Genomic DNA, 25,902 nt, shown 5'->3' on the forward strand with positions numbered 1-25,902 from the left:
TCACGCCATCGTTTCCTCGAAGGAGATCGTCACCATGCGAAACCAACTCAGCCGACGCGGATTCCTCGGCGCCACCGCCGGCGCGGTCCTGCTCGCCGGATGCGGCACGGGCACCGGGTCCGGCCCGGGCGGCGGGAGACTGCGGGCGGCCTTCTCGGGCGGCGGTGCCACCGAGGTACTCGACCCGCACAAGGCCAACCTGTTCGTGGAGGCCGCGCGGTCGAAGGCCATGTTCGACAAGCTCGCCGACCTGGGGGACGATGTCGCCCCACGGCCGCGGCTGGCCGAACGCTGGGAGCCGAGCGAGGACCTGCGGACCTGGCGCGTGCCGCTGCGCCGGGCGACCTTCCATGACGGCAAGCCGGTACGGGCACAGGACGTGCTGGCCAGCTACGCGCGCATCCTGGATCCGAAAGGCGGCTTCCGCGCCAGGTCCAGCCTCACACTGATCGAGCTGCCCAACAGCAGGGCGGTGGACGACCGCACCGTGGAGTTCAGGCTGAAGCGGCCGTTCGCCGAGTTCCCCAACGTGCTGGCGGCGTTCGGCGCTTACATCGTGCCCGAGGGCCTGCGCGACTTCTCCAAACCGGTCGGGTCGGGGCCGTTCCGGTTCAACTCCTGGACACCCGGGCGGTCGGTCGTACTCACCCGCTATGCCGACTACTGGGAGGGCGCGCCGCAGATCGGGGAACTGGAGTTCCTGATCGCCAATGAGGAGTCGGCGCGGATCAACGCGCTGTTGGGCGGGCAGGTGGAGTACGCCCATGACATCTCCCCCGCCACGGTGCGCCAGCACCGCTCCCGCGCCCGGTTCGTGCACTCGCCCAACAGCAACACGCAGGCGTTCGCGATGAAAGTGGACCGGCCGCCGTTCGACGACCGCGACATGCGCGAAGCGATGTTCCTGCTCACCGACCGCCGGCAACTGGTCGACGCCACGATGCCGGGGGCAGGGCAGATCGGCAACGACCTTTTCGGCAAGGGCTACCCGCACTACGCGGCCGACATACCGCAGCGCGAGCCGGACCTGGACCGCGCCAAGGCGCTGATCAGGAAAGCGGGCGCCCAAGGGGCGACCATCGAGGTGACCACATCCCAGGCGTCGGCCGGCTTCGTGGAGGCCGCGACCGTGTTCGCCGACCAGATCCGCGCAGCCGGACTGAACGCGAGAATCGTGACCGGGAACAAGGACACCTACTGGTCGGACATCCTCACCAAGGGCACGCTGGTCAGCTTCCGGTCCGGGACGATGCCGATCGAGACGCACATCGCCCAGCGCCTGCTGTCGGACTCGACCACCAACGCCACAAAGTGGACCCGGCCCGAGTTCGACGACCTGTACGAACAAGCCGTCTCCTCCCAGCGCGAGCAGGACCGCAAGGACGCCTTCGACCGCATGCAGCGCATGCTGCACGCCGAGGGCGGGCTGCTGATCTGGGGGTTCGCCGACGGGATCGTCGCCACCTCCAAGAAACTGACCGGCGTGCGCGGCGCCCCGTTCAACACCCTCGACTGGGCGCGCTTCGACAAGGTCCGCCTGGGATGACACTGACCCGGTACACCGTACGGCGGCTGCCCCTGGCCCTGGCCCAGGTGGCGGCCGTCGCGACGTTGATCTTCCTGCTGGTGGAGTTGCTCCCCGGGGACGCCGCGGTCGTGCTGGCGGGCGACTCCCCCGATCCCGCGCGGGTCGCGCAGATCCGCGCACAACTCGGCCTGGACCGTCCCTTGCGCGAGCGGTTCACCGAATGGGCGACAGGGCTGGCGCACCTGGACCTGGGCAGTTCGATCGTGTCAGGACGCCCGGTGTCAGAGATCGTGCTCGGCGCGCTGGCGCCCACCGCGCTGCTTGCCGTGCTCACGCTGGCCTTGCTGGTACCGCTGGCGGTCGTGGCGGGGGTGAGCGCGGCCGTACGGGAGGGCGGCCTGCTGGACCGCGCGCTGACCTCCGTCGGCGTCGCGCTTTATTCGGTTCCCGAGTTCGCCCTGGCCATGGTGCTCATCGCGCTGTTCAGCGCGTACCTGGGCTGGCTGCCCGCCACGGCGATCGGCGGGCTCGGCGCGGCCGTGCTGGTGCTGCCGCTGGTGGTGCTGCTGGCCCGGCCGCTGTCGTCCACCGGCCGGCTGGTCCGCGCCGGGATGATCGACGCGCTGCGGTCCGGGTACACCCGGCATGCCATGCGGCTGGGCTTCTCGACCCGGCGCGCCCGGTACGCGCACGCTCTGCCGAACGCGCTGGCACCCGCGGTGCAGCAGCTCGCCCGCACGGTGGACTGGCTGCTGGGCGGGGTCATCGTCGTGGAGGCGGTGTTCGTGATCCCGGGCCTGGGCACCGTGCTGGTGGACGCGGTCGCCGACCGCGACCTGCCGGTGATCCAAGGGCTGGTGGTGCTGTTCGCCACCACGACCGTCCTGGTCAACCTGGCCGCCGACACAGCGGCGTTCCGGCTGGTGCCTCGCGCATGAGGCGGCCGCCGATCCTTCCGCTGCTGCTGGTGGCGGTTCCGATCCTGCTCGCCGTCGCCGGGCCATGGCTGGCGCCCGAGGCGTCCGGCCGCGGGCCCGCCTTCGCCGCCGACGGCCTGCTGGGCACCGACTTCGCCGGACGGGACGTCTGGCGGCAGGTGCTGCTCGGCGGCCGGAACCTGATCCTGGTGGCCCTGATCGCCACCGCCGGCGCGTACCTGCTCGGTGTCCCTTGGGGACTGGCCGCCGCGACCGCCCGGCGGCGCGCCGTGGACGAGCTGCTGATGCGCCCGCTGGATGTGCTCCTGGCCGTACCGTCACTGCTCCTGCTCCTCCTGCTGGCCACCATCGGCTCCGGCACCGTGCTGGTGTGGGCGCTCATCCTCGTCCACCTGCCCGACATCGCCCGCGTCACCCGGGCCGCCGCGCTGGAGGCCGCGAACGGCACGGCGATCGAGGCGATGCGGCTGCAGGGCGAGACCCGCTGGCGCACCGGCGTGATGTTCGTCGGCCGGGCGGCGCTGCGGACCCTGGTCACCGATGTCGGCACCCGCCTGACCGGCAGCCTCTACCTGGTGGCGGCCGCCGCGTTCCTGGGCATCGGGGTGTCGCCCGACACCGCCGACTGGGCCGTGATGATCGACCGCAACCGCAGCGGGCTGTTCCTCAACCCCTGGTCCGTGCTCGCCCCCGCGCTGCTGATCGTCATGCTCACCGTCGGGCTGAACCTGGCATTCGACCGCGTCCTGGGCCCGCCGCGGTACGGCTGGCGGTCGCGACGCACGGCGCACCCCGTTCCGGAGAAGGTGACGTGATGATCGAAGTGTCGAACCTGCGGGTCCGTTCTGCGGCCAGGACGCTCGTGGACGGGATCAGCTTCACCGTTCCCGAGGGGCGGGTCCTGGCCCTGGTGGGGGCCTCCGGCAGCGGCAAGAGCACCACCGGGCTGGTGCTGCTCGGCGAGCACCCGCCGGGCACCGAGGTCACCGGAACGATCCGCGTCGCCGGGACATGGCCCGCGCAGCCCGGCACCATCGGCTACATCCCGCAACATCCCTCGTCCGTGCTCAACCCCGCCCGCCGGATCGGGCCGATACTCAAGGCCGTGGCGCGACTGCACGGCACGCACGTGCACGACGCGCTGGAGGCCGCTCGGCTGCCCGCCGACCGGTCGTTCCTGCGCCGCTTCCCGCACCAACTGTCCGGCGGACAGCAGCAACGGCTCGTCCTGGCTCAGGCCCTGCTCACCGCGCCCAAGGCGATCGTGGCCGATGAACCCACCACAGGCCAGGACGCCATCACCCGCGGCGAACTGGCGACGACGCTGCGCCAGCTCGGCGTGACGCTCGTCCTGCTCAGTCACGACCTGGACGTCGTCCGCGCGCTGGCCGACGACATCATCGTCCTGCGCGACGGCAGGGTCGTCGAATCAGGACCCGACGTCCTGGACGCGCCGCGCGGCGACTACGCCAAGGCCCTGGTCGCCGCCCAACCCGACCCCACGGCGCCCGCGGCCGCCCGTTCACTGCCGGAAGCCCCCCGGCTGCGGATCCACGAACTGACCGCCGAGTACCGGGGCCGCCTCGTCGTCCGCCAGGTCAGCATCGATGTGGCCGAAGGCGAACGGCTCGGCGTCGTCGGCAGGTCCGGCAGCGGCAAGACGACGCTGGCCCGTTGCGTGGCAGGGCTACATCCCTGGACCGGTGGCAGCGTCACCGCCGACGGCGTACCGCTTCCCGCACAGGCCCGGCGGCGTACCCGGGCCCACCGCACGCTGGTGCAGTACGTCTTCCAGGACGCGCACGCCTCGTTCGACCCATGGCGACTGGTGGACGAGCAGGTGGCGCGCACCGCCGTCCGCCTGCGGAACATACCGTCCGACCAGGCCCTCACGGAGGCACGGGAAAGCCTGGAACGCATGGGGCTGGAAGCCTCAGTGGCACGGCACCGACCGCGCCGCCTGTCCGGCGGCGAACTCCAGCGCGCCGCCCTCGCCCGCGCCCTGCTCGCCCGGCCCCACATCCTCATCTGCGACGAGATCACGTCCGGGCTGGACACGCTCACTCAGGCCACCATTCTCGACCTGCTCGCCGGACTCGACCTCACCCTTGTCTTCATCAACCACGACCTAGGCGTGGTCGCCCGGATCGCCGACCGCATCGCCGTCGTCCACGAAGGACGCGTCGTCGAGCACGGACCGGCCGAACGGGTCCTGCGGGCTCCCGACCATCACCTGACCAAGGCCCTGCTGGGCGACCCGAACGGAACAGGAGTCACCACGTGACCTACGAGATCCGCCCCGCACGCCTCGAGAATCTCGACGGCGCGCGCAGCCTCATGCTCGACACCTTCTACCACGACCTCGGCTACGGCTACCGGCCCGAATGGCACCGAGACGTCATCGAGTTGGAGGAGACGTACCTGCGGACACCGCGCCACGCGCTCTTCGTCGCCGTCCATGACGGGCAGGTCGTGGGCACGACCGCCGTACGCGCCCAGGGACCTCGCAATCCGCCTCACCCCGCCTGGCTCGTCGAGCGCTACCCCGACCGCAGCACCGGCCAACTCTTCCGCGTGTACGTACGGCGCGAGCACCGCAGGAACGGCCTGGCCCGCGACCTGGTCGGCCAGGCCCGCGACTTCGTCGCCGCGACACCCGGATACGAACACCTCTACCTGCACAGCGACACCAGGAGCGACGGCGCCGAACCGTTCTGGAAGTCCGTCGCCCGGGTCGTCCGCGACGACCGGGACGGCGCCCCCGGCCACTTCCAGACCGTCCACTACGAGATCCCCCTGCACCCCTACGAGGTCGCCAGAGCGGGCAGCCGGGTATAGGACCGTCGCCGGGAAACCCACGCCGGTCACCGGCATGGGCCTCAGTTCAACAGGCTTCGGGTGCGGTGGCGGACCGCCGCTTTGGAATGACCAGGCGGAACAGCGCTCCGGCCACTAGGACCTGAACATCCTCGTGACCGCACTGTACGTGAAGATCGATGACGAGTTGGGAGGAAGCCGGTGTCTGGGCCGCCCGCCCAAGCTGACCGATTCCGAACTGCTGTGCCCGGCGGTTGCTCAGGCGCTGCTGGGCTGCAGGTCGTAGACCCGATGGCTGCGGTTCGTCGCTTCCCGTCTGGCGGGGATGTTTCCGTATCTACCGCAACGTCCCGGCTACAACAAGCAGCTGCGAGCGGCGTTGCCGCTGCTCAAACGGGCCATCCGGATGCTGGCGGCCGACACCGACTTCTGGCTGGACAACGTGTGGATCGCCGACTCGACCCCGGTGGAGTGCGGCCGCTCCCGGGAGACCGCGCGGCGTTCGCAGCTGGCCGGCTGGGCCGAGTACGGCTACTGCGCCTCGCACTCCCGGGTTCTTCTGGGGGCTGCGGCCGCATCTGCTGTGCACGCTGGGCGGCTTGCCGGTCGCGTTCGCGCTGACCGGCGCCAAGGCCGACGAGCGCACCACCCTGCTGGACATGCTGGACGCCGATACCGACCTGGCCGCCCGCCACCCCGGGCAGACCATCATCGGCGACCGCCACTACTACGGCCGCGCATTCCAGGACGCTCTCACCGAGAGTGACCTGCGACTGCTGCGCCCGGCCCGCAAAGGCGAACCACCACGGGCGGCGACCCCGCTGTTCAAGCCGCTGCGGCAGACCATCGAGTCGATCAACCAGACCCTCAGAGGGCAGTTGGACCTGGAACGACACGGTGGCCGGACCGACACCGGCGCCATCGTCCGGGTGGCCGCCCGGGTCCTGGCCCTCACCACTGCGATCTGGCACAACGACAAAACCGGCCAGCCGGTCGCCCGCTCCCTGACCGCCTACGATCACTGACCGCAACAACAGCCCTTGGAATCAATCATCTAGTCGCCGACCTGGCCCGGCTTCCCGAGCTGGGCCACGGCCGCCGGGTGGCATGCCGCGCTCGGCGCGGACCCGCTGAGGCTGACGCAGCAGGACGGCGCCGTCCTGAGTGCGGCGAGTCGGGGAAGGGCTGCGCCTTGCCCGCTTTGCGCCAGCCCCACCGGGCGTAGCCGCGTTGCGCGGAGTCGTTGTCGTCGCGCACGAGCAGCGTTGCCCGCTCCTCGGCCCGGCCGTCCAGCAGCGCGTCGTGTAGGGCGTGCGCTACGCCCTGGCCCTGCCACTGGAGGATGACCACGAGCTCGTTGAGGGCGAACGTCCTGGCTCCGGTCTCGGTGGTGAACCCATCGGGGACCGGGGTGGTGAGCCCTTTCCACCACCGTGTCTTCTCCGGCAGGGTGCATCCGATCGCCTGCCCGACCGCCTCGCCTGCGATGTGGGCGACGACGGTTTGGAAGCCTGAGACTCCGCTGTAGCTGCGGACCCGTTCGGCGAAGCGCTCTGCGGAGTAGAACGGCTGGCTGATCAGGTCCGGGTGGGATGCGGCGTAGACCGGCACGATCACGGTTTCGAGGATCTCGGCTACCTCGCTGGGGCCGTGGCGGGTGAAAGTGGGGGCCGTGGTCATCAGTATCCTGCCGCGGCGAGGAGCTCGCGTGCCTGCCGGATTGAGGCACGCCCGGACTGAGCGGGGTCGGCGAGCCGCAGAGAGGTGAGCGCGCTTCCCTGCAAGAGTCCGTCGCTGCGCTGCTCGGCCGGTAGGTCTTCCAGGACCTGCGTCAAGCAAACATCCCGGCGAGCCGTGGCGCGAAGCGCACCGGACCTCGTGCACTGGACGGACGAGCACACCGACTCGAGTGAGATTCAGGCTCTGAACATAAGCGACGGCTCCCGAACTCACGGCGGGGTTCCTTTCGCAGGGACCGCGCCCCATGCCCCTTGCGGAGACGGGAACTACGGGTGGTCCTTCAGTGCGGCGACCACAAACCCGCCGGTGGCGTTCGGGGGCTCGGCGCACAGCCCGACGTGGCCGGCGAAGGTGACCTCCACAGGCAAGCCGACAGCCTGACCTGCCTCGAAAAATGCCTCAGATGGCGGCTGGTGGGCTCCCTTACCGACGGGCCGCGTCCCTCGGCCCGTTGTCAATACGCCGTAGGTCATCGGTTCGGGGGACCTGCAGGAGACGTGCGGGCGCGGGCACGGGGGCAGCCTTGGGCGCGTGAGAGAACTCACTGTTTCCAGGGCTTTGGTCGTGGCCGCCACCGCAGCGGGAGTGGCGGCGCTCGTGCCGCATCGGGTCACCTACGACAAGGGCTTCGCGCCGCCGTGGGCGACAGTGGCCGGAGCGGTGCTGGCGGTGGCGTTCGCAGTGCGCGGACGCAAGTGGGCGGGCCGGATCGCGATAGTACTGCTGCTGTAGGCGGGCGGCGGGGCGGTGCTGTCGCTGGCCCTCGTCCAGGGGTGGGGGCGGCGCCTGCCGCGGCCGACGGTGCTGGTCCCCGCGTGGACAGCGACCGGCGCGCTGGTCAGCATGGGGGCGCTCGCGGGGTTCGGCTCCCTGTCCCAGGCGCTCGGACTGACGGACGGTCCGGTCGACTTCGGCGACGTGGCGTCCGTCGCAATGGTCGGGACGGTGTACGGATCGTGGCTACTGTTCGGGCTGGCGCTGGGGGGCGCCACCCTGACTTACCAGCGGCTCACCCGCTGATCTACCCCCACGATATGCGCACGGGCCGGATGAAACACGGCGTCGACCGCGCGGACGTGACACTGGCGTTCGTGGCGGGCGTCCCGCTGGCGGGCCTGTCGGCAGTGGTCGCGGTGCTGTCGGTGCCGGGGGCGCGCGCAGCGACGCTACTTGCCGCGGCGGTGGCCTCGCACGTCGCGCTGGCTGGCCGCCGCGCCCACCCGATCGGCTCACACGCCGCCGTCTGCGCGATGTTCGCCGTCCAGGTCGCGGTCACCGGGCTCTTCCTGGTGCTGCCGTCGGTGCTGGTCTTTCCACTGTCGCTATACGCGGTCACCGCGTACGGGCGGCGGACGGCCGGGCCGGTCACCGGGGCGGTGACGGGCGTGCTCGGATCCTGCCTGGTCGCCGCCGGTTCGCCGCGGACGCGAGCGTGCACGCCGCACACCTGGGCCCGGACCCGTGGACAGTCCTGGCACTGCTGCTGGCCATCGCCGCCGCCACCTGGAGCGTGGGCATGGTGCGCCGGACCCAGCTGGCGTCCGCGCGGGCAGCCGCGGCGCAGGCCGCCGCCCTCGCCGCCGAGCGCGCCCGCCACGAGGAGCGGACCCGGATCGCGCGGGAGATGCACGACGTGATCGCGCACTCCCTCGCGGTGATCGTCTCCCAGGCCAAGGCTGGCCGGTACGCCCCAGGCCACGCGGCCGGCGCGCTCGCGGTCATCGAGGACGCCGGCCGCGCGGCACTGACCGACGTGCGCGGGCTGCTCGGCGTCCTGCGGCCCGGCGGCCCGCAGATCGGTGATGGCACGCAAGCCGGTGACGGCCCGCAGCCCGCGCTGCGGGATCTGCCCGCCCTGCTGGACCGGGTCCGGTCGGCCGGGCTGGACGTCCACCGCACCGACCGGGGCGCGCCGCGCCCACTCAGCCCGGCCGCGGAACTGGCCGCGTACCGGCTCGTCCAGGAGGGACTGACCAACACCGTGAAGCATGCGGGCGTCCGCGCGAAAGCGGGCATCGCGCTCGTCTGGGGCGCCGACGCGCTGACCATCACCATCCGCGACAACGGCCCGGGCCCGGCGCAAGGCGGGGCGGGCGGTACGCCCGGCCTCGGGCCGGCCGGGATGCACGAACGGCTCGGCGCGCTCGGCGGCGCGGTCACCAGCGGCGCCGACGAGACGGGCGGGTACGTGGTCCAGGGCCGCTTGCCCTGCCCGGCGGCGTCATGACCATCAGCGTGCTGGTCGCCGACGACCAGGACCTCGTGCGCACCGGGACCGCCCTGGTGGTCGACTCCCAGCCGGACACGCGGGTGGTCGGCCAGGCCTCCGACGGAGCAGCGGCGGTGCGCCTCGCGGCCGGTGCCGACGTCGTCCTGATGGACGTCCGCATGCCCGTCATGGATGGCGTCGAGGCGACCCGGGAGATCTGCGGGGAGGGCTCGGCGCGGGTGCTCGTACTGACGACGTTCGACCTCGACGAGTACGCGTTCGCCGCGCTGCGGGTGGGCGCCTCTGGGTTCCTGCTCAAGGACGCCCCTGCCGAGGAGATGCTCGCCGCGATCCGAACTGTGTACCGCGGCGACGCGGTCATCGCCCCGTCCACCACCCGCCGCCTCCTCGACCACGTCGCGCCTGGTCTGCCGGCGCCCGCCGGTCCCGACCCGCTCACCGACCGTGAGCGCGAGGTCCTCCTCCACCTCAGCCTCGGCCTGTCCAACGCCGAGATCGCCGCCCGGCTGTTCATGGCCGAAGGGACCGTCAAGACCCATGTGGGTCGCATCTTGGCCAAACTCGGGGTCCGCGATCGCGTCCAGGCCGTCATCTGGGCCTACGACCACCGCCTCGTCCGCCCGGCCTAACCGCAGCCGGCCGGGCGGCGCCTTTCCAGCGAGGCTCGACCTTGCCGGTAAGGGGCGCGGTCATCCGCTGTGTCGGCGATCAGATCCACGAAACACCCCAGCAACGGGTCCCTCCCCTCGGCAACCACGGCATAGAACGCGCCGCGACGCCGAGAGATCGCCGCCGCTACACAGCAATGCCGCCAGCAGCGGCCGCTTGACAAAGCATTGAGATGCCTCTGGTGGGGACGGGACGTTGTGAGAGACCAACCGTCCTACCAGGGGCTTCCTGACGTCCGGGGCTGCCACTCCGTCCGCGATCATGGCGGTCAGCAAAGAGCCTGGCGCATGACGGCCGCGAGCATGACGAAGGGCCGGGCCGCTGGCGGCCCCGAGCGCGCGGCCGGCACCAGCCTGACCGAGTTGCACGGCATCGGTGACTTGCTGGCGGCCAAGATCCTTGCACGCACAGCGGGCGTCGACCGGTTCCGATCGGCCGCGTTCCCCTCCTGTTGCGGCGTGGCGCCGCTGGACGCCGCGTCCGGAGACGTCGAACGGCATCGGCTACGAGGGCCGGCGACTGGCAGTTCAACTCCGCCCTGCGCACATCAGGGCCATCAGCCAGATCCGGCGCCAGACCGCTGGCTGGGACTTCTACCAGCGCAAATGTGCCGAGGGCAAGAGTCACAAAGAAGCCTTGCGCAGCCTGAAACGACGGCTCTGCGACGTCGGCGGACGTGGCGTTTGTGGATCCGGGGCGTGGGCGTGGTCCTGATGATCGGCTTGGGCTTGCTGTTCGACTCTGCACGTTGCCCTGGTGGTGGCGAGCCGCCGACAAAGGGAAACGCCGGTCGAAGGTCCATGGGTGACTACGCCATCGCCTCCTGGGCGCCGGTCGAGGGGCTGTGGCCGCCTGGTTGGCCGTTGGTCGGTGCCGCGTCGGAGGCGTGGAGGTGGGCGCGGGCGTGCGCGATGGCGGCGGGGGTGTCGGGAAAGACCAGGCCGTCGCGGCGCAGGTGTTCTGCGATCCGGAGAGTGGTCAGCACCTGGTCGTGGGCGGGATCGATGCCGGACAGCAGGACGAGGATGCCGCGGTGTTCCAGGCGGGTGATGGCGTCGCCGAGGACGCCGGCGCCGGTGGCGTCCAGGGTGGTGATCCGCGACATCCGCAGGATGACCACGTGGACGTCGGCGATCTGCGACAGCTCCAGCAGGAAGCGGTGTGCGGCGGCGAAGAACAGCGGGCCGTCCAGCCGGTAGGCCACGATGTGCTCCTCCAGCAGGCGCCGCTCTTCGGCGGTGTGGTCGCCCGCTTCGAGGGGGACAGGACGGATCCGCGCGGTGCCGGCCAGGGTGCGCAGCGCCAGCACGATGGCCACCGCGACCCCGACGGCCACGGCGGTGATCAGGTCGAACGCCACTGTGACGAGGAAGGTCAGCACCAGGACCGCGCCGTCGCGGCGGGTCGCGCGGGCGAGGGCGGTCAGCGAGGCGACCTCGACCATCCGGACGGTGGTGGCCAGCAGCACCCCGGCGAGCGCGGCCAGCGGGATGCGGCCGACCAGACCGCTGGTGGCCAGCACGATGACGGCCAGCACGCCCGCGTGGGTGAGCGCGGCAAGCCGGGAGCGGGCTCCGGCCCGGACGTTGACCGCGGTGCGCGCGATCGCGGCCGTGGCGGGCACGCCGCCGAGGACGGGCGCGGCGAGGTTGGCGATGCCCTGGCCGAACAGCTCCCGGTCCGGGTCGTGTTTCTCCCCTACGCTCATCGCGTCGGCGACCGTGGCACACAGCAGGCTCTCCAGCCCGGCCAGCGCCGCCACGGCCAGCGCCGACGGCAGCAGCGCGGTGACCATGTCGAGGCGGACGAAGTCCAGTGACGGGGCGGGCAGTCCGGCGGGAAGGGCGCCGATCCGCGCGACCTGCAGCCCGGCGGCCTCGGCGACCAGGGTGGCGATCGCGACGCCGGCCAGCGAGAACGGGACGCCGGGCCGCCATCGGCCGCCGATCAGCATCAGCGCCGCGACGGCCACCGTCATGACGGGGGCGGCGGCGGTGGGGTGGGCAACGAACTGGGCCGCGGCTTCGGCAGCGGCCCGCCACACCTTCTCGGCGTGCCCGCCGGCCACGCCGAGCGCGGCGGGCACCTGCTGCAACGCGATGACCACGGCGATCCCCGCGGTGAATCCCTCGATCACCGGGGCGGGCAGGAAGGCCGCGAACCGCCCCACCCGCAACGCGGCCGCTGCGATCAGGACCAGTCCGGCGAGGAGCCCGACGAGCAGCACGCCCTCGGCCCCGTGCCGTGCGACGATCGGCACCAGCACCACCGTCATCGCGCCGGTCGGCCCGGACACCTGGAGGTTGCTGCCCCCGAACACCGCGGCGAGCGCCCCGGCGACCACCGCGGTGACCAGCCCGGCCTGGGCGCCCAGCCCGGAGCTGACCCCGAACGCCAGCGCCAGCGGCAGCGCCACCACCGCCACGACCAACCCGGCCACCAGGTCCCGGCCCCACGACCGCCGGGCCATCCCCCAATCGGCACGTCCCGGCAACAAGCGCACCAGCCGCCCGGGCAGATCACGCAGTTGCGCCTGGTCGCTCATGCGCGCTTCCCACCCACCGGGCCGGTCGGCTCGGCCAGTTCGTCGGCCTTCAGCTCGGCCAGCAGTTCCCCCTGGCCGGTCAGCAGGTCGGTCAGGATCCGCCTCGCCGCGCGCATCAGCTCCGACACGTCGGCGCCCGCCAGCTCATACATCACCGTCGAGCCTTCGCGGCGGGCGGTGACGATCTGGGCCCGGCGGAGCACCGCCAGCTGCTGCGACAGGCTGGACGCCTCCACGCCGGTCGCGGTCAACAGGTCGCGGACGGGCCGCGGCCCCTCGCACAGCAACTCCAGCACCCGGACCCGCACCGGATGCCCCAGCGTCTTGAACAGCTCGGCCTTGGCCTGATGCAGCGGAACCGGCATGCTCATCCCTCCGCCATGTCATCGTCCGAACCTTCGTCCGGGCCACCACCGGGTGCCGGCTCCCCGGCAGCGACCGCGACACCATGCGCGGCAGCCAGGCGCTCCAGCTCCGCCACCTCACCGGTGTAGGTCAACACGCCGTACTCATCGCCGTCCTGGCGGGCGGAGGCCAGCAGCAGCCGCGCCCGCGCCAACCGCTCCCGCACCTGGATGCCGAACTCACTCACCCGCGGTCTCCCCGGATCGGTCCTCGACCTGGTGACGGTCTTCTTCGTCCCCTCGGCCAGCCGACGCGTCGTCACCGCCGGCGGTTGCTCCCAGCTCCCGCCGCAGTCGCTCAAGATCGCCGCCTCCACCGCCGTACTTCAACCTGCGTGCGACCTTCGCCTGCTTGGCCTTCGCCCGACCACGCCCCATGACCGGCCTCCTCGCTCCCAGCAACACCAACCACCAGACGAGTCGCAAGCCTAATCAATTGCATAATTCATAAATTAGTTGAGCCGTGTGTGATTGCACACACGAGGGCCCGCCATCCCCTCGCAGGACGGTGCCCCGGAAACACTCGAATACGGGACGGTCACGACCGCGGGAAGAACGCCCAGGTCGAGGCACGGCAACACGACCTTCCCGTCGATGAACCCACCACCGGCCACGCCCACGACGTCGCGGAAGGGCGGGCGCTCGCCGCCGCACTCCACAGCCGCCGCTATCACGGGCGGCTACGCAAGGTCTGAGCCAGTCGTCTGTGCAGGTCGACGGCCAATCAAGCGTGGGGGCGGAATCGACCGACTACGCCCCCACGCTCGATCCAATCAGACCCCAGCGCCCGACCTGCCGAAACCGGACGCCGATCCAATCAGATCCGATCCCCACTTCCGCCCCTCCTTTTCGCCCCCCAAGGTGGCCGTCAGAGCCCGCCGGACACCTCCCGGGCCACCTGCGGGGAAGGAACCTGATCGGGCATGGCCGACCGCGTCTACCTGCGACACTCCACCGACAAACAGACCGACGCCCGCCAGCGCCACGCCCTGGCCACGCTGATCGCCTCCGGCTCCCCCGTCTACGACGACCCCGCCACCTCCAGCCGCCGGCTCTCCCTGGACCGGATGGGGTTCACCAAGCTGCTGCACGAGGCCGCCGTCGGCGACACCATCCGCATCGCCGACGCCGCCCGCCTGTTCCGCTCCGTCGCCGACATCCTCGCCCTGCGCCCCGTGCTGATCCGCCGCGGCCTGCACCTGCGGGTGGAGTCGGGACTGCTGTCGGGGATCGACCTGGCCGCCGACGATCCCGGCACCAAGATGATGGTCAACGTGCTGGCCTCGGTGCTGGAGTTCCAACGCGACATGATCAGTGAGAACACCCGCCAGGGCGTCGCCGCCGCCGAGGCCTCCGGCAAGACCCTCGGCCGCCCAACCGCGCTCGCCCCCGACAAGGCCGCCGAGGTCGTCACCGCCTATTCCAAAGGCACCGCCGTCAAGGCCCTGGCCCGCGAGCACCACGTCGCGCCCAAGACCATCCGCCGCGTCCTGGACGCCGCCCACGCCCGCCAACTCCCCGACCAGCTCGACGCGCCCCCGTCCCCGAGGAGCCGTCCGGCCCTGCCGCGGACACGCCCGTGACGCTCGACCTGCCCGGCCTGCTCGCCGACCACCTACGGGCCGGCGGCGACGACACCATCCGCCAGGCGCTCATCTGGGGGCGGATCATCCGCCGCGGCAAGGGCTACTCCATCCGCCTCACCATGCCGCTCGAACTCCACCACGCCGCGCTGCAACAGAGCGCAGCCCTCGCCGCCGAGGACGCCGGGCCGGCCGAACGCAAGGCCTACCGGGTGTACGCCACCCGCATCACAGCTGCTCAACAGCCGAGGACGCCCGGCAACTAACCACGCCGCCCCGCCGGGCTCACCGGCCCCCTGGCCTGATCCGCTACCGCCAGCTCGTTTGGGCTCATGACACGGTTCTTACCGGCACCCCTTGTACAACGGCCGCCGTCCCACAGGTAGTTGGCGTCGCCAGGTCCGAACGGCGTGTCGGCTTCCTGCGCTGACATCGCGGGATCGGCACCTACACCTTCACCGTCCCCGACCTGGGCACGACCTGGGTTCGTCAACTCCGCGATCCCGACGCCGGCGACGAAGACGACTGACAGTGGCTGGGGGCGGTATAGGCCGCTTAAATCGACCAAGATGATCGAGGCGATGAAGCGTCCGCATCGGGCCGAGGGGCGCCCGCATCGTCGGCTTCGGTGTCGCTGCCCTGGTCGGCGTTGCGCTGGCCGTCATCGACAAGCTGGTTCACCAGCTCACGCAGCTTCATGTTGCTGGGATCGTGGTCGGAGGGCTCCCCCAGAACGCCCACCGTGTACTTTCCGGCCCCTGGTGTGCCGATGACCAGAAGCCGCGGACGGTCCTCGCCTGCCCACAGGATCCGCGTTTCGGGGAAGTGCTCGACCCCCGACTCTCGGAGGCGAAACCCCCACATTGCCGCGTCCTGCACGACCCGCTCGATGCGGGCGCGGTGAGCCGGCTGAGCCGCATCACCCGCTGGCAACGGACGGGCGGCTTCGTGCAGGGCTTCCTGGACGTCCTGCTCGGCCTCGGCGAGCTCGGCTTCGGCTTCTCCCCAGGACAGGCGCTGCACCCGGGACAGCATTCGACCCAGCGGCCGCCGAAAGATCATTCCGAGAATCAATGCGGTGATCGGCCAGGCGAGGCGACCGGTCATGGAATCGATGAACTGCAGTGTGTTCACGGCAGGAATTGTGACCGGTTTACAGTGCTTTCTTCCCGGCTTCGCCGGAAGTGTCCGCCGAGCCTGGCCGGGGCGTGCGGATGTTGTGCATGCCCGCACTCCGGGAAACTTATCCACGGGGAACTGTGGAGCGGGTTTATGCGCTGCAGTGCCGATCAGGGTCGATGCCGTGTTCGGGGCACCGCTGGTAGTAGGTGGTGTCGAGGTTGCGGGTGGGGAGGGCTCGACCGTATGCGGGCTGCCATCCTCTCCAGTTGCGGGTGTTGCAGCGGTTGCACAGGGGCGCTCTGACGTATCCGTGGGTGTGGCAGTGATCCCAGACTCGAGCTCGGGCGGTGAGGCAGGCAGCGCACATGAACTTCGACGCCAGCGGCCAGCCCAGGCGTACCCGGTCGGCGCGATCCACGTGGTACTGCTGGCCGGTGAGTTCTCCGTTGTAGAGGGTCGGGGCACCGTCGGCGGTCTTGCCGCCGAAGAGGACGACCGTGCGTTTGGCCTCGCCGCGGTCGGCGACCATGGCGTCGTCGATGCGTTCGTACCAGTTGTGGGCGCCTTCGCCGTGGAAGACGCCCATGCAGGAGCAGTCGCAGTCCAACCCGGTCGCTTCAAGGCACGCCTTGTTGCAATGCGAGAGCTTCGACATGTCCCGCCAGAGAGCGACGTAGCCGTACCGGTCGATCGCCGCGTTGACCAGCCGGGTGAGACAGCTGCGCGGCAAGTACCACCACTCGCCGTCGAGCCGGGGCGACCGGATACCCACTGGCCCGCGCAGCCACCATCTGTTCGTTCGGCTCGGCGGGAACTTCGCGACGACCTCGCCGTACTGGGGAAGCCATACCCGCGCGATCGGCCCGACTCCAGGTGCTTCGACGATCTGGCCATTGACGATGCGAACCTCAGGCTCATCGCCCATCTGCCCAGATTCGCATACAGCACCGACAGATAGGGCGATCCACTGGCCAGTCGATCACGGTCGACTTTGGAAGAGCCTGTGGTTCGGCGCCTACGCCTGCGCCCCATCCGACGGGCCTGCATCACCCGGTTGCAAGGGGTGCAGATGCCGACGCCGATCGTGCCTCGCAGCCACCCATGCCCGGTGGCAGTGGTCATGGACGAGCGGCTCGCTAGTCTTGCCGCAGATCAGACAGTCCCCCTTGGGGGACGGCCGGAGTATGGCAGAAAGACACCGCGGCTTGACGTATGCCAAGGTCAGAAGCGACCGAGGCCGGGCTGTGGGCTGGCCGAGTTTTCCCGCTTGCGACTTGTCGGGCGGCCGGCTGGTTAGGTGAGTCCGCAGCGTGCGGCTAGTCTGCGCAGGTCCGGGGTGGTGGGGCCGGATGCGGCCAGGTGGGAGATCAGGATGTGCACGGCCGGGCGGGAGTGGACTTCTTCGGGCGCCTGATGTTCTGCGGCCAGCAAGGCGTTCAGTGCCTGAGCGCGGTGTCCATTCTGTCCTTGGGCTTGGGCGATGTCGGTGAAGTAGCGGGCGCCTCGTTCCACGGTGGGCAGGGATGCCGGGACGATCCGGCGGGCGGCGGTGAGCGCAGCGCCTGGTTCGCCCACCGAGCACTCGGCGGAGATGCGATGCAGTTCCACCGTGACGGGTGAGAACCCTCCGCCGTGGTCGCGAAGTAGTGGGACGTCCCCGAAACGGGCGGCGATGGAGGCGGCCTCGTCAGCCAGTTCGCGCATGGTGGCGCGGATCGCCGGCCTTGGCGGCGGAGTAGGCCGCCGGCTGGATGAGAAGGCCGCGTTGGGCGGCGTGCTCGGGTGTGCCAGAGCGTAGTTCGCTGCGGTCGGCCGCGGTGAGCGCGATCGCCATCGCCTGGGAGTGCCATCCGGTCCTGCGTGCCAGCACTGCCAGGTTCCGGGCCGCCTCGGCGGCGACGAACGGAGCGGCGGCGGTGTCTGCGCGGGTGCGTGCCCGGTCGGCGGCCAGCCATCCCAGTTGCTGGTCGTCCAGCTTGATCAGCATCCGGGTGACCAGGGTGTAGAGCTCGGCGAGCACCGTGTGCGCCGTGCCGGTCCCACTGGCCATCGAGGTCAGCTGGCGGCTGCTGCGCCGCCAGGGCCGCAGCGTCGAAGAGGTCACCGGCCCGCTGCTGGCCGCCGGCTTCAACCCCTACCTGCTGACCAACGACTACCGGGCCCGCTCCTACCCCGGCGCGCCGCGCCACCCTGCGGCGCCGGTCCGCTTGGATGCGCCCTTCACCAGCCTGCGCGACCCCAGCGACCTGGTGTTCTCCCGCGCTGACGCCGATCGCCTCCCCTGACGGTGAGGCCCGGCGGTCACTGCGGGCGGGCGTCGACCACCTCTTCGCCCTCGCCGTCGGGCTCGTCGAAGCAGGCGATGAAGTCCTCCAGCGCCGGCTCGGTCACCAGCAGCGCGTTGGCGTCCGCATCGGCCGCGCGGCACCATGCCCGCACCGGCGGCCCGTACCCGCCGGGTGTTACGACCAGTTGCCTGCGTGCGTGGTGCGGCACCCGTCCGTGCGGGCCCGGCTACCGGAGATGAGGGCGCTCGGAATACTGGTGGGGCACGACGAGGACGGCTTGCTGTTCCACGGCTTGGCTGGTCCGCCCTATCTACGTGGCGTTCTGCGCTTTAAGCTCATCCAGCGTCTGGGGTTCACCGCAGCAGATGGCTCCCCCGCGGCCTGCGCTCTTGCTCAACGCGAGCCCCCGCTCGCCTCCTGTTTTGATCCTGGATCACGGACATGCTCCGAGCGCAGACCTCCGGTGGCGTCACGGATCGGGCCGGGTGGCTGGTCTCGGAGGACGGATCGGCAGGATTCCCACTGTTCTACCGAGCCTGACGAATGTGAACGCCTTCATGTCGCCGGTCGCCGAACTGGACGGTCATGGGAGCTGTTCAGGTGCCCCGGCAATGGCCGCTCCCGCCCCTGAGGGGTTCTGGAGAGCCGCCCTGATTGAAGGGGGCTCCCCGCGGCCTTACCTCAAGAGCGGGTAAGAGTGACCTTAGTCGCCTTGTCGGTCGTTGTGGCGTATGTGATACTCCATGTCAAGATCGTTAACGATGCGGATGTCTGAGGTGTACGTGCCCTAAGTCGCCGTTCGGACTCAATGTGACGTTTGTTTCGCCGACCGTGGGACAGTGCGGAGCACTGCACCCCTCTGTACCGATCGTCCGCCGGTCATAGACCAGGGGGCCTTGGGAGGGACTACCCGTGTCGACCGTAGCCCAGTCGCCGCTCGCGCCCGGATCGCCCTCACCACCTCGCCGGCCAGTCTGTCTGCCCCTGCGCCGGATCGTCGCGACGGTCGGGCGCGGCAGGCCGCTGCGTCTGCTCGATACGATCGCCGAGGAGGCGCCCGGGGCGATCGTCCGGCTCCAATTGGGACCGTTCCGCCCCTACCTGGTCAGCCATCCCGACCATCTTGAGCACATCTTGCGCACCCGGGCTGAGAACTACCCCCGGGGGGCGGCGATGTGGCACGCTCTGGGACGCCTGACCGGCGACGGTATCGGCGGCGAGGGCCCGCAGTGGCAGGCTTCCCGGACCATCCTGCAGCAGGCGTTCAAGGGCCGCTATCTGGCTGCGATGAGCGAGCAGATGATCTCCTCGATCGCGCACGCCGCCGATGACCTGGGGCACCGCGGCGCTTCCGGCGCGCCGCTGGATGCCGGCGTGGAGATGACCCGCGTCGTGCAGCGGGTGATCAATCCAATCTTCTTCGGGTCGCTGGTGCCCGATCACCAGAGTGATCGGCTGGGTGAGGCGATCGCGACCGCGATGAGCAGCCTGCTGTGGCGGATGGCGTTCCCGTTCGTGCCGCACGCGGTCCCGGTCCCAGGTGACCGGGCCTTCCGGCGGGCGACTCGGACGGTCAACGAGATTCTGCGCCCCGTCGTTCAGGCGGCCCGCCACAGCGGCCGCGATGGCGGCGACGTGGTCACCCTTCTGCTGAACGGCACCGGCGCCGACGGGCGGCCACTGACCGACGAGCAGGTCGCCCACGACATCATCGCGCTCTTCGTGGCGGGCTCGGAGTCCTCGGCGATAGCGCTGACCTGGGTGTGGCATGAGCTGGCTCGGCACCCGCAGGTGGCCGAGAAGGTCACCGGCGAGATCGACCGGGTCGTGGGGGCCGGGGAACTGCGGCGTGATCACTTCCGGCAGCTCACCTACACCCAGAGCGTGCTCGACGAGGTGCTCCGCGTCCGTTCGGTCGGATGGGTCTTCCCCCGCATGGCACTGCGCGATGACGTCATCGGCGGTGTCCCGATCCCCGCAGGGGCGACCTTGGCGGTCAGCCCGTACCTGACGCACCGGCTTGAGGAATTCTGGGAGCGCCCGCTGGCCTTCGAACCCGGCCGCTTCGCCCTGGAGCGGGTCCGCGGCCGCCACCCCTTGGCCTATCTCCCCTTCGGGGACGGCGCCCACCAGTGCCTCGGGCAGGCCTTCTTTCGCCAGGAGGCGGTATTGATCTTGGCCACCCTCCTGCGCCGGTACCAGGTGCGAGTCGCCGAGACCGCAACCCCGAAGCTCAGCCTCACGCTGCAGCCCCGAGACCCGGTACGGATCTTGGTGACCCCGCGCTAGTCGACCCGATTCATACCATCTTGCGGAGATCTGCCTCTATGAACCACGGCCTCGACAGCGTCGACGCCCGCGTCGCCGGGATGACCGTCGCCCAAGCCCATGCGATCGAAGACGATCTGCACGCCTACACGGCGCGCTACCCCACCCTGTTCCCCGCCGAGCCGATGGGCCCCGTACCCGAACGCCTGAGCCAGGCCGTCGCCTTCGGCGCACCAGGCCACACCGCCGTCGAGCTCCGCCCGGCAGCCCGCACGTCGCTATGGGTCTTCGGCGTCGACTGGCTCATCGACCACCAGGCGCAGCGCGCAGAGGACATCATCGACATCCGCAACCGCTGTGTCGTGGTCGCCGACACCGGCTCGCCCATCGACGGCGATGACCTGTCCACCTTCCTGGCCGACGTCCGCGCCCAGGTGGCCACGTCCCCCGCCTTCGCCCAGCACGAGGGCGTGTGGCGCGAAGAGCTCCTCGCGATGCTACGGGCGATGATCGTCGAGTGGAGCTGGAAGCAACAGCTTCGCCCCCAGTCGACCGCTCAAGCGCCAGAGCTCGGCGTGCAGCCTCCCATCCCCAGGGACTTGGATGGGTACTTGAGCATCGCGGACAACATCGGCTCGGCCTGGGTCAACGTGGCGCACTGGATCTATCTGGCCGACCCCGTCGTCCTGGACCACCTCCTCCCCCTCCGCGAGGCCAGCAAGACCGTTCAGGCTGCCTTGCGCCTCCTCAACGACCTGGCGACCGCGGACCAGGAGAAAGTACGGGGAGACATCAACGCCCTCGCACTCGGATTCTCCGAAGAGGCCGTCCGGACCCGGGCGGGGGAACTGGCCGACGAGGCCAATCACCTGCTGCGCCGGCTACGCGGCGAATGCCCCCAAGGCGCGCACTATCTCGCCGAGCAGCTGCAGTACAGCCAGGCTTTCTACGGCGCCGGCCTCGACTACAAGGCCCCCCCGAATGAGCCCTCATAGCCGTGTTTGACCAGCTGCGAAACGAAAGACTCTGTTGACGAGCCTTACGTGTTCGCGGGCAGTCAGCCGAGCCGGGCGGGGCAGCCCAGGAGCGCCAGCGGAGTAGGTAGCCCTTCCCCTCGCCCGCATGCCTCCCCGCACGCGGCGGCAGATGGCCGGATCGGTGAATGCCCGTAACGCCGCATTGCTAAGGTTTTCGCGGCATAGGTAGCGATCGCCCGATACCGGGCGACGGCTCGCCGCCCCTCCCCTTGGCGATGATGAGGACTTGTTGATGCGTTTGCGCACGGCCGCCGTACCTGACCGTGGAGACCGACCCCGCAACCTGCGGCTCGCACCCCTGATGGCGGGCACGCTCATCTGCCTGATCGCACTTTGGCTATTCGCGGCCTGGGGAATGGGCCGAGAGGGCTTCGACCTGTACCAGGCGAACGAGCGCGACACCACGGCAGGACGCCCCACCAAGAGCCTGATCAACGCCCTGCAGGAAGAGCGGCGTGCGTCTCTGGTGGATCTCGGGAATCGAAAGCGCCGGGGAAGCACGCCCGGGCTGCAGCGGCAGAGGGCGCGAACCGACCAGACGATCAGCCAGTGGCGCAAGTCGGCGTACTCAGCCCCAGGCGACAAGGTCCAACGCTTCGTCCGAGCCACCAGCAAGCAACTCGAAGCCCTGCGGCCGACACGCGCCGCCATTGACCGAGGCTCCATCACACGGAGCGAGGCGGCACAGACCTTCGCGTCGATCATCGACGAGGGCCTGCTCATCACGGCCGCCAACGCCGAGCTCGATGACGTGGAGATCTCTGCTGACGGCCGCGCCCTCATCGCATTGACCCGCGCCCGCGAGCAACTCTCCCGCGAGGACGCGCTACTCGCCGGCGTGCTGGCCGAAGGACGCTTTGAAAGCGGCGAGAACCTGGAGTTCGGGCAGGCGATCTCCCTGCGCCAAAACGCGGAGACCCAGGCGCTGGCCGAACTCCCTCAGCCCGACCGCACCCGCGTCGAGGGCATTCGCCGCGGCGCCGACTACACGGCCCTGGGCCAGATCGAGGCCCAAGTCCTCCAGCCCCAGCCGCAGCGCCGTCCCGGACAGCCACCAAGCCCCCGTCTCCAGGTGAGTGCCGCGGACTGGGGAAGAACCAACGAGAAGCTGCTCACCAAAATGGATGAGGCAATCGACCTCGGCGGCGACGCGGTTGTCGAACGGTCCAAGCCGAAGGCAATGATGTTCTTTTTCCGGCTGGCCGTGGTCGGGGTCCTGGGCGCATTCGCTATCGGTGCCGCAATCGTGGTCTCGGTGAGGACGCTGCGGCTGTTGAATCGGCATCTAGGCCGGCTCCTGTCGGAGGTCCGTGACACCGGAGAGAAAACACCGGACATCATCGCCCGTCTGTCGCGTGGAGAGAACCTGGACGTCGATGCCCTACTGCCTCCCCTGCGACTCGGTACCGATGTGATCGGACAGATCGCAGACAGGTTCAATGGCATGCGGCAAGTTTCTATCAAGGCCGCCGTAGACCAAGCCATGATGCGCGAGCAGAACCGCCGTATCCTTCTCCACCTGGGGCGCCGCACGGGAAGCATGATCCTCCAGCAGATCGCATTGATCACCGACATGGAGCGCCGGCAGGACCTCGACCAGGAGGCCATCACGAAGCTCTTCAGACTGGACCACCGGACCGTCCAGGGACGACGTTTCGTCCAAAACATGATCTTCCTGGCGGGAGGAAACACCACCACCATATCCCGCATCGACATGTCGCTGCACGACGTCATCCGCGCGGCTGCAAGCCAGGTTGAGGGCTACGAACGCGTCCAATACGGCCGCATGAACGAGGAAATGGTGCGCGGTTTCGCCACTGAAAACGTGGCGAGTATTCTCGCGGAATTGCTCGACAACGCCCTCTCCTACTCGCCCTCGAAGCTTCCGGTGGACGTGGAAACGGACATCAACTCCACGGGCATCGCGGTCATCATCCACGACCGCGGACGAGGCATCGCCGAGGAGGAACTCAACCGCATCAATGCTTTCCTCACCAAGGATCCGGACTTCCTTTCCGAGCGGAGCAACGAAGGGCAGATCGGTTTCTTCGTGGTTGCGAAGCGGGCCGGCAGCCATGGGATCCGGGTCACTCTGAAGACCAGCCCCTACGGTGGTCTCAGCGCCGTCGTCGTGCTGCCGCACGACATCCTCAACGAGCCGGCCCCGCAACTCGCCCGCGCTGGCGCCGCCCAGATCACCAGCCCGCAGGCGGCGGCACTCCCGACTCCGACCGCGTCCGAACGGCCGAGCGCCCCCACTCTGGTAGCCCTCCACGGCGAGCGCACCTCATCCGCCCCCACCGCTGCCAGGGCATCTGAACCCGAGCACCAGCAGGTATCCCTGCCGAGCCACACCCAGGCGGACGCCCCTAGCCCCGCAGGCGACGGCCCTGAACCTTCGGAAGGCTCCGATCCCGACGGAACCACTCCGGGGGGGCTGCCGGTAAGACGGCCCCAGGCGAATCTGGCGCCGGAGCTGCGCACCGAAGCCCCGCCACTCGACGACGAGGCCGAGCTGCCGGCCTCGTCGCCCGAACAGACCCTGGACCGCTACAGGAACTACCAGCGGGGAACGGAAAAGGGGCGCGCCAACGCCAGTGGGGATGATGAACCTGCAGGCGGTACCGGTGAGGATTCGTCGAGAGACGAAACCGGCGAATGACCTCGGGCGGCGGTCTCCAGCCCTCGGGTGCCGGAGACCGCCGTACGCAATGCCTATGGCGATATCGAGGAAACTGTGTCACGCGATCCGGACCCGAAGCCCAATCGTGGTGCTCGGAAGAACCGGCCCTCTTGCCGTTCTGACGGGTCGGCGCTTGAGCGCACCTTCGGATTGACAGACGTGGTGGTGTCGGCCCTGCCGCCAGAACTGATCCTCGCCGAAATCAGGGTCTACAAAACCGTCGAGGACGGCGAAACGGTCTCGCGCGCGACAGCGTTCGGACTGAAACCTGACGAGCTCAAGCTGCTGCGCTGGTGCGCGAAGCCCCGATTGGTGGCTGACATCGTCGCCTACCTCGCCTTCGAGCAACCCTGCATAGGTGATGACGCCGCAGCGTCCGGCGTCGAGATGCCTCCCATTTCGGACGCGCTCGACACTCTGGAGCTTTTCAGCAGCAAAGGCCTTCTCACAACAACCGCCGGCGGTCCCGACCTCACTGATCCCGATCGCCTTCCTCTGGGGATCACCACCCTGGTGGTCGCCTCAGACCTTCCGTTCCAACACCTCGAACGAGAACGACCACATGACCCTGCCGCACTGGACCTCACACCGGACAAGCAGCTCCTTTGGTCATGGTGCCGGGAACCGCGAGCTGTATTGGAGCTCGCGCTGCAGCTTGCCGCACACGAGGACCGCCCAGCCTCCCCCGCCACGCCTCAAGCGCAATTCGCTCACACCCTCAAACGCGTCTGCCGTCTTCTTTCGCAACTCTCAGACGAGGGTTACATAACCTCCATGACCGATGCGGACGAGCGAGACCTCTATGATCGTCGGCTCTACCGCACGGTGATCTCCGGACTTCAAAGTCTCTAACCAGGGTTAATTGGTGTTGGCGGGTGTGGTGTTGAGGGTGAGGCCTGTGGGGGCGAGGCGGCCGTTGATCACGTCGGGGTGGTGCTGGATCACTTTGAGTCGGTGCTTGATCATGTCGGCGAGGTGGTCCAGATCGGTGGCCAGGAAGTTGGCCATGGAGCGTTTCAGGAGCGACCAGACTGCCTCGGCCGGGTTCAGCTCGGGGGCGTAGGCCGGCAGGTAGAACACCGTGAGCCAGTCGGTGTGGGCGTCGATGAACGCGCGCATCGCCGCCGAGTGGTGGACGCCGAGGTTGTCCCAGACCAGCACGATCTTCCCGCCAGGTAACTGCTGGTGGGCCGCCTGCAGCAGGCGTCTGTACTCCGGGACGGTGAAACCGGCGCGTTCGCCCTTGCGGCGCCGGTAGTGGCACAGCCGGTAGATCAGCCGGGAACGCATGCCGGGCCGATAGCAGACTGACCGACACCCGCGAGCCGTGCTCGCCGCCGTGCACCCTCACCTGCGGGCGGTGTCCCCGGCGGCTCCAGGAGCGACCTTTGGGCGGCCTGAGCCCCTGACCGGCCTCGTCTTCGAAGCAGATCCAGGCCCCCAGGTCGCCCGCGGTGGTTCCACCTGCGGCCACACCCGCGTCTTCCACACCTCGACCGCCTGCTCGTCGCGCTCGATCGCGCGGCGCCCGGGGACCTGCACCGACCAGCTGCCCAGGCGCAGCAGCAGCGACACCCCCGGCCGGGTGTAGCCGATCCCGAACAGGCGGCGGATCACCTCGGCGACCCGCTCCAGCGTCCACCGCTGGTCCTCGACCCAGCCGTGCGCGGCGGGACCGCGGTTCAACTCGGCCTCCAACCGCGCGAACTGCGCCTGGTCCAACCGCGGCCGTCCGTGCGGCCCCTTGGACCGCAGCGCCTCGGCCCCGCCCCGGCGCCAGGCCTGCCGCCACTTCTCCACCTGCCGTAACCTGACCCGCAGATCGGCGGCGATCTACGCGTTGGGGCGCCCTTCGCCGAACCACTGCGCGGCCTGCATCCGCACCCGTTCTCGCCTGTCACAGCCGGCAGCGGTCATCCCACCACCCTGGGGGTGTCTGGCCATGCCACCGGCATACGCCCACACCACCTGCCCGTCCACTCACCAAACCGCCATCACCTAATAACTCTGGTTAGTAGGGCAGCCGCAGTTAGTGATCTCGGGTTCGTTG

Annotated in this window: 28 protein-coding genes and 3 pseudogenes; 19 read left to right on the plus strand and 12 right to left on the minus strand. The window is 69.8% G+C overall.

What is annotated here, in order from left to right:
- Window positions 1–34: 34 nt before the first annotated feature.
- From ACQEU6_RS07175 to ACQEU6_RS07200, 6 genes and pseudogenes are all read left to right on the plus strand, one after another.
- Window positions 35–1,546 (plus strand): ABC transporter substrate-binding protein, encoded by a 1,512-nt coding sequence (locus ACQEU6_RS07175; protein ID WP_499329907.1) that lies wholly within the window; start codon window positions 35–37, stop codon window positions 1,544–1,546.
- Complete coding sequence (locus tag ACQEU6_RS07180) at window positions 1,543–2,466, plus strand: ABC transporter permease (RefSeq protein WP_499329909.1); 924 nt, start codon at window positions 1,543–1,545, stop codon at window positions 2,464–2,466. Before ACQEU6_RS07175 ends, ACQEU6_RS07180 begins: the two co-directional genes overlap by 4 nt.
- Window positions 2,463–3,281: an ABC transporter permease gene (locus ACQEU6_RS07185; protein WP_499329911.1), complete on the plus strand. Its 819-nt coding sequence runs from the start codon at window positions 2,463–2,465 to the stop codon at window positions 3,279–3,281. The genes ACQEU6_RS07180 and ACQEU6_RS07185 overlap by 4 nt, the downstream gene beginning before the upstream one ends.
- Entirely contained in the window at window positions 3,281–4,750 is a 1,470-nt protein-coding gene (locus tag ACQEU6_RS07190) for an ABC transporter ATP-binding protein (protein WP_499329914.1), read from the plus strand. Before ACQEU6_RS07185 ends, ACQEU6_RS07190 begins: the two co-directional genes overlap by 1 nt.
- Window positions 4,747–5,304 carry a GNAT family N-acetyltransferase gene (locus ACQEU6_RS07195; RefSeq protein ID WP_499329915.1) on the plus strand — a complete coding sequence of 186 codons (558 nt, stop codon included), beginning with the start codon at window positions 4,747–4,749 and terminating at the stop codon, window positions 5,302–5,304. The genes ACQEU6_RS07190 and ACQEU6_RS07195 overlap by 4 nt, the downstream gene beginning before the upstream one ends.
- 121 nt (window positions 5,305–5,425) lie before the next feature.
- Window positions 5,426–6,308: pseudogene (locus ACQEU6_RS07200) on the plus strand (IS982 family transposase).
- 25 nt (window positions 6,309–6,333) lie between these two features.
- On the opposite strand, the gene ACQEU6_RS07205 reads toward ACQEU6_RS07200, so the two are convergent.
- Window positions 6,334–6,963 carry a GNAT family N-acetyltransferase gene (locus tag ACQEU6_RS07205; RefSeq protein ID WP_499329917.1) on the minus strand — a complete coding sequence of 210 codons (630 nt, stop codon included), beginning with the start codon at window positions 6,961–6,963 and terminating at the stop codon, window positions 6,334–6,336.
- Window positions 6,964–7,554: 591 nt separating this feature from the next.
- Here ACQEU6_RS07205 and ACQEU6_RS07210 point away from each other — a divergent pair.
- From ACQEU6_RS07210 to ACQEU6_RS07235, 6 genes and pseudogenes are all read left to right on the plus strand, one after another.
- Window positions 7,555–7,755, plus strand: coding sequence for a hypothetical protein (locus tag ACQEU6_RS07210; protein ID WP_499329919.1), 201 nt, complete (start codon window positions 7,555–7,557; stop codon window positions 7,753–7,755).
- 15 nt (window positions 7,756–7,770) lie between these two features.
- Entirely contained in the window at window positions 7,771–8,043 is a 273-nt protein-coding gene (locus ACQEU6_RS07215; protein WP_499329920.1) for a hypothetical protein, read from the plus strand.
- A gap of 29 nt (window positions 8,044–8,072) precedes the next feature.
- Window positions 8,073–8,438: pseudogene (locus tag ACQEU6_RS07220) on the plus strand (DUF7134 domain-containing protein); the annotation flags it as partial.
- Window positions 8,439–8,455: 17 nt separating this feature from the next.
- The gene (locus tag ACQEU6_RS07225) at window positions 8,456–9,250 is read left to right on the plus strand and encodes a sensor histidine kinase (RefSeq protein ID WP_499329922.1); all 795 of its coding nucleotides are present in this window, start codon (window positions 8,456–8,458) and stop codon (window positions 9,248–9,250) included.
- Entirely contained in the window at window positions 9,247–9,882 is a 636-nt protein-coding gene (locus ACQEU6_RS07230) for a response regulator (RefSeq protein ID WP_499329924.1), read from the plus strand. Before ACQEU6_RS07225 ends, ACQEU6_RS07230 begins: the two co-directional genes overlap by 4 nt.
- Window positions 9,883–10,224: 342 nt before the next feature.
- Window positions 10,225–10,416 (plus strand): annotated as a pseudogene (locus ACQEU6_RS07235) (transposase); the annotation flags it as partial.
- 314 nt (window positions 10,417–10,730) lie between these two features.
- On the opposite strand, the gene ACQEU6_RS07240 reads toward ACQEU6_RS07235, so the two are convergent.
- Genes ACQEU6_RS07240 through ACQEU6_RS07255 form a run of 4 tightly spaced genes read right to left on the minus strand, consistent with a single transcriptional unit; the run spans window position 10,731 to window position 13,249 of the window.
- Complete coding sequence (locus tag ACQEU6_RS07240) at window positions 10,731–12,467, minus strand: SulP family inorganic anion transporter (protein WP_499329926.1); 1,737 nt, start codon at window positions 12,465–12,467, stop codon at window positions 10,731–10,733.
- The gene (locus ACQEU6_RS07245) at window positions 12,464–12,832 is read right to left on the minus strand and encodes an ArsR/SmtB family transcription factor (protein ID WP_499329928.1); all 369 of its coding nucleotides are present in this window, start codon (window positions 12,830–12,832) and stop codon (window positions 12,464–12,466) included. The genes ACQEU6_RS07240 and ACQEU6_RS07245 overlap by 4 nt, the downstream gene beginning before the upstream one ends.
- A 2-nt stretch (window positions 12,833–12,834) precedes the next feature.
- Window positions 12,835–13,059, minus strand: a complete 225-nt coding sequence (locus ACQEU6_RS07250) for a hypothetical protein (RefSeq protein ID WP_499329930.1) — start codon at window positions 13,057–13,059, stop codon at window positions 12,835–12,837.
- Window positions 13,052–13,249 carry a DUF3073 family protein gene (locus ACQEU6_RS07255; protein ID WP_499340110.1) on the minus strand — a complete coding sequence of 66 codons (198 nt, stop codon included), beginning with the start codon at window positions 13,247–13,249 and terminating at the stop codon, window positions 13,052–13,054. The genes ACQEU6_RS07250 and ACQEU6_RS07255 overlap by 8 nt, the downstream gene beginning before the upstream one ends.
- 545 nt (window positions 13,250–13,794) lie before the next feature.
- Here ACQEU6_RS07255 and ACQEU6_RS07260 point away from each other — a divergent pair.
- Together ACQEU6_RS07260 and ACQEU6_RS07265 are read left to right on the plus strand one after the other, a co-directional pair.
- Complete coding sequence (locus tag ACQEU6_RS07260; protein ID WP_499329932.1) at window positions 13,795–14,454, plus strand: recombinase family protein; 660 nt, start codon at window positions 13,795–13,797, stop codon at window positions 14,452–14,454.
- Window positions 14,451–14,720 carry a hypothetical protein gene (locus ACQEU6_RS07265; RefSeq protein WP_499329934.1) on the plus strand — a complete coding sequence of 90 codons (270 nt, stop codon included), beginning with the start codon at window positions 14,451–14,453 and terminating at the stop codon, window positions 14,718–14,720. The genes ACQEU6_RS07260 and ACQEU6_RS07265 overlap by 4 nt, the downstream gene beginning before the upstream one ends.
- A gap of 289 nt (window positions 14,721–15,009) precedes the next feature.
- Here the strand turns inward: ACQEU6_RS07265 and ACQEU6_RS07270 are convergent, their stop codons facing one another.
- From ACQEU6_RS07270 to ACQEU6_RS07285, 4 genes are all read right to left on the minus strand, one after another.
- Window positions 15,010–15,588, minus strand: a complete 579-nt coding sequence (locus ACQEU6_RS07270; RefSeq protein WP_499329936.1) for a hypothetical protein — start codon at window positions 15,586–15,588, stop codon at window positions 15,010–15,012.
- A 136-nt stretch (window positions 15,589–15,724) separates the two neighbouring features.
- Complete coding sequence (locus ACQEU6_RS07275; protein ID WP_499329938.1) at window positions 15,725–16,501, minus strand: endonuclease domain-containing protein; 777 nt, start codon at window positions 16,499–16,501, stop codon at window positions 15,725–15,727.
- A 368-nt stretch (window positions 16,502–16,869) separates the two neighbouring features.
- A complete protein-coding gene (locus ACQEU6_RS07280; protein WP_499329942.1) occupies window positions 16,870–17,280 on the minus strand; it encodes a hypothetical protein in 411 nt (136 codons plus the stop codon).
- Complete coding sequence (locus ACQEU6_RS07285; RefSeq protein WP_499329943.1) at window positions 17,264–17,626, minus strand: hypothetical protein; 363 nt, start codon at window positions 17,624–17,626, stop codon at window positions 17,264–17,266. Before ACQEU6_RS07285 ends, ACQEU6_RS07280 begins: the two co-directional genes overlap by 17 nt.
- On the opposite strand from ACQEU6_RS07285, the gene ACQEU6_RS07290 reads away from it, so the two are divergent.
- Window positions 17,607–17,861 (plus strand): hypothetical protein, encoded by a 255-nt coding sequence (locus tag ACQEU6_RS07290; protein ID WP_499329946.1) that lies wholly within the window; start codon window positions 17,607–17,609, stop codon window positions 17,859–17,861. The genes ACQEU6_RS07285 and ACQEU6_RS07290 overlap by 20 nt on opposite strands.
- A 16-nt stretch (window positions 17,862–17,877) precedes the next feature.
- Here ACQEU6_RS07290 and ACQEU6_RS07295 read toward each other — a convergent pair whose 3' ends face one another.
- Window positions 17,878–18,072 carry a hypothetical protein gene (locus ACQEU6_RS07295; RefSeq protein WP_499329948.1) on the minus strand — a complete coding sequence of 65 codons (195 nt, stop codon included), beginning with the start codon at window positions 18,070–18,072 and terminating at the stop codon, window positions 17,878–17,880.
- Between the two features lie 704 nt (window positions 18,073–18,776).
- Here ACQEU6_RS07295 and ACQEU6_RS07300 point away from each other — a divergent pair.
- From ACQEU6_RS07300 to ACQEU6_RS07315, 4 genes are all read left to right on the plus strand, one after another.
- Complete coding sequence (locus ACQEU6_RS07300; protein ID WP_499329950.1) at window positions 18,777–20,153, plus strand: cytochrome P450; 1,377 nt, start codon at window positions 18,777–18,779, stop codon at window positions 20,151–20,153.
- Window positions 20,154–20,191: 38 nt separating this feature from the next.
- Window positions 20,192–21,127 (plus strand): terpene synthase family protein, encoded by a 936-nt coding sequence (locus ACQEU6_RS07305; protein WP_499329953.1) that lies wholly within the window; start codon window positions 20,192–20,194, stop codon window positions 21,125–21,127.
- 274 nt (window positions 21,128–21,401) lie between these two features.
- Window positions 21,402–23,831: a sensor histidine kinase gene (locus ACQEU6_RS07310; RefSeq protein ID WP_499329955.1), complete on the plus strand. Its 2,430-nt coding sequence runs from the start codon at window positions 21,402–21,404 to the stop codon at window positions 23,829–23,831.
- A gap of 27 nt (window positions 23,832–23,858) precedes the next feature.
- Complete coding sequence (locus ACQEU6_RS07315; protein WP_499329958.1) at window positions 23,859–24,704, plus strand: hypothetical protein; 846 nt, start codon at window positions 23,859–23,861, stop codon at window positions 24,702–24,704.
- A 6-nt stretch (window positions 24,705–24,710) separates the two neighbouring features.
- On the opposite strand, the gene ACQEU6_RS07320 is transcribed toward ACQEU6_RS07315, so the two are convergent.
- Entirely contained in the window at window positions 24,711–25,142 is a 432-nt protein-coding gene (locus ACQEU6_RS07320) for a transposase (protein ID WP_499329960.1), read from the minus strand.
- A gap of 57 nt (window positions 25,143–25,199) precedes the next feature.
- Window positions 25,200–25,652: a winged helix-turn-helix domain-containing protein gene (locus tag ACQEU6_RS07325; protein WP_499329962.1), complete on the minus strand. Its 453-nt coding sequence runs from the start codon at window positions 25,650–25,652 to the stop codon at window positions 25,200–25,202.
- Window positions 25,653–25,902 lie beyond the last annotated feature (250 nt).

It is taken from the genome of Spirillospora sp. CA-108201, from assembly GCF_050936235.1.
GTDB lineage: Bacteria > Actinomycetota > Actinomycetes > Streptosporangiales > Streptosporangiaceae > Spirillospora.

Coding starts and splice junctions, on each gene's coding strand:
- ACQEU6_RS07260 (WP_499329932.1), top strand. CDS start 13,795: ATGGCCGACCGCGTCTACCTGCGACACTCCACCGACAAACAGACCGAC.
- ACQEU6_RS07320 (WP_499329960.1), bottom strand. CDS start 25,142: ATGCGTTCCCGGCTGATCTACCGGCTGTGCCACTACCGGCGCCGCAAG.
- ACQEU6_RS07310 (WP_499329955.1), top strand. CDS start 21,402: ATGCGTTTGCGCACGGCCGCCGTACCTGACCGTGGAGACCGACCCCGC.
- ACQEU6_RS07185 (WP_499329911.1), top strand. CDS start 2,463: ATGAGGCGGCCGCCGATCCTTCCGCTGCTGCTGGTGGCGGTTCCGATC.
- ACQEU6_RS07175 (WP_499329907.1), top strand. CDS start 35: ATGCGAAACCAACTCAGCCGACGCGGATTCCTCGGCGCCACCGCCGGC.
- ACQEU6_RS07245 (WP_499329928.1), bottom strand. CDS start 12,832: ATGCCGGTTCCGCTGCATCAGGCCAAGGCCGAGCTGTTCAAGACGCTG.
- ACQEU6_RS07285 (WP_499329943.1), bottom strand. CDS start 17,626: ATGGCCAGTGGGACCGGCACGGCGCACACGGTGCTCGCCGAGCTCTAC.
- ACQEU6_RS07180 (WP_499329909.1), top strand. CDS start 1,543: ATGACACTGACCCGGTACACCGTACGGCGGCTGCCCCTGGCCCTGGCC.
- ACQEU6_RS07190 (WP_499329914.1), top strand. CDS start 3,281: ATGATCGAAGTGTCGAACCTGCGGGTCCGTTCTGCGGCCAGGACGCTC.
- ACQEU6_RS07255 (WP_499340110.1), bottom strand. CDS start 13,249: ATGGGGCGTGGTCGGGCGAAGGCCAAGCAGGCGAAGGTCGCACGCAGG.
- ACQEU6_RS07205 (WP_499329917.1), bottom strand. CDS start 6,963: ATGACCACGGCCCCCACTTTCACCCGCCACGGCCCCAGCGAGGTAGCC.
- ACQEU6_RS07305 (WP_499329953.1), top strand. CDS start 20,192: ATGAACCACGGCCTCGACAGCGTCGACGCCCGCGTCGCCGGGATGACC.
- ACQEU6_RS07240 (WP_499329926.1), bottom strand. CDS start 12,467: ATGAGCGACCAGGCGCAACTGCGTGATCTGCCCGGGCGGCTGGTGCGC.
- ACQEU6_RS07280 (WP_499329942.1), bottom strand. CDS start 17,280: ATGCGCGAACTGGCTGACGAGGCCGCCTCCATCGCCGCCCGTTTCGGG.
- ACQEU6_RS07230 (WP_499329924.1), top strand. CDS start 9,247: ATGACCATCAGCGTGCTGGTCGCCGACGACCAGGACCTCGTGCGCACC.
- ACQEU6_RS07275 (WP_499329938.1), bottom strand. CDS start 16,501: ATGGGCGATGAGCCTGAGGTTCGCATCGTCAATGGCCAGATCGTCGAA.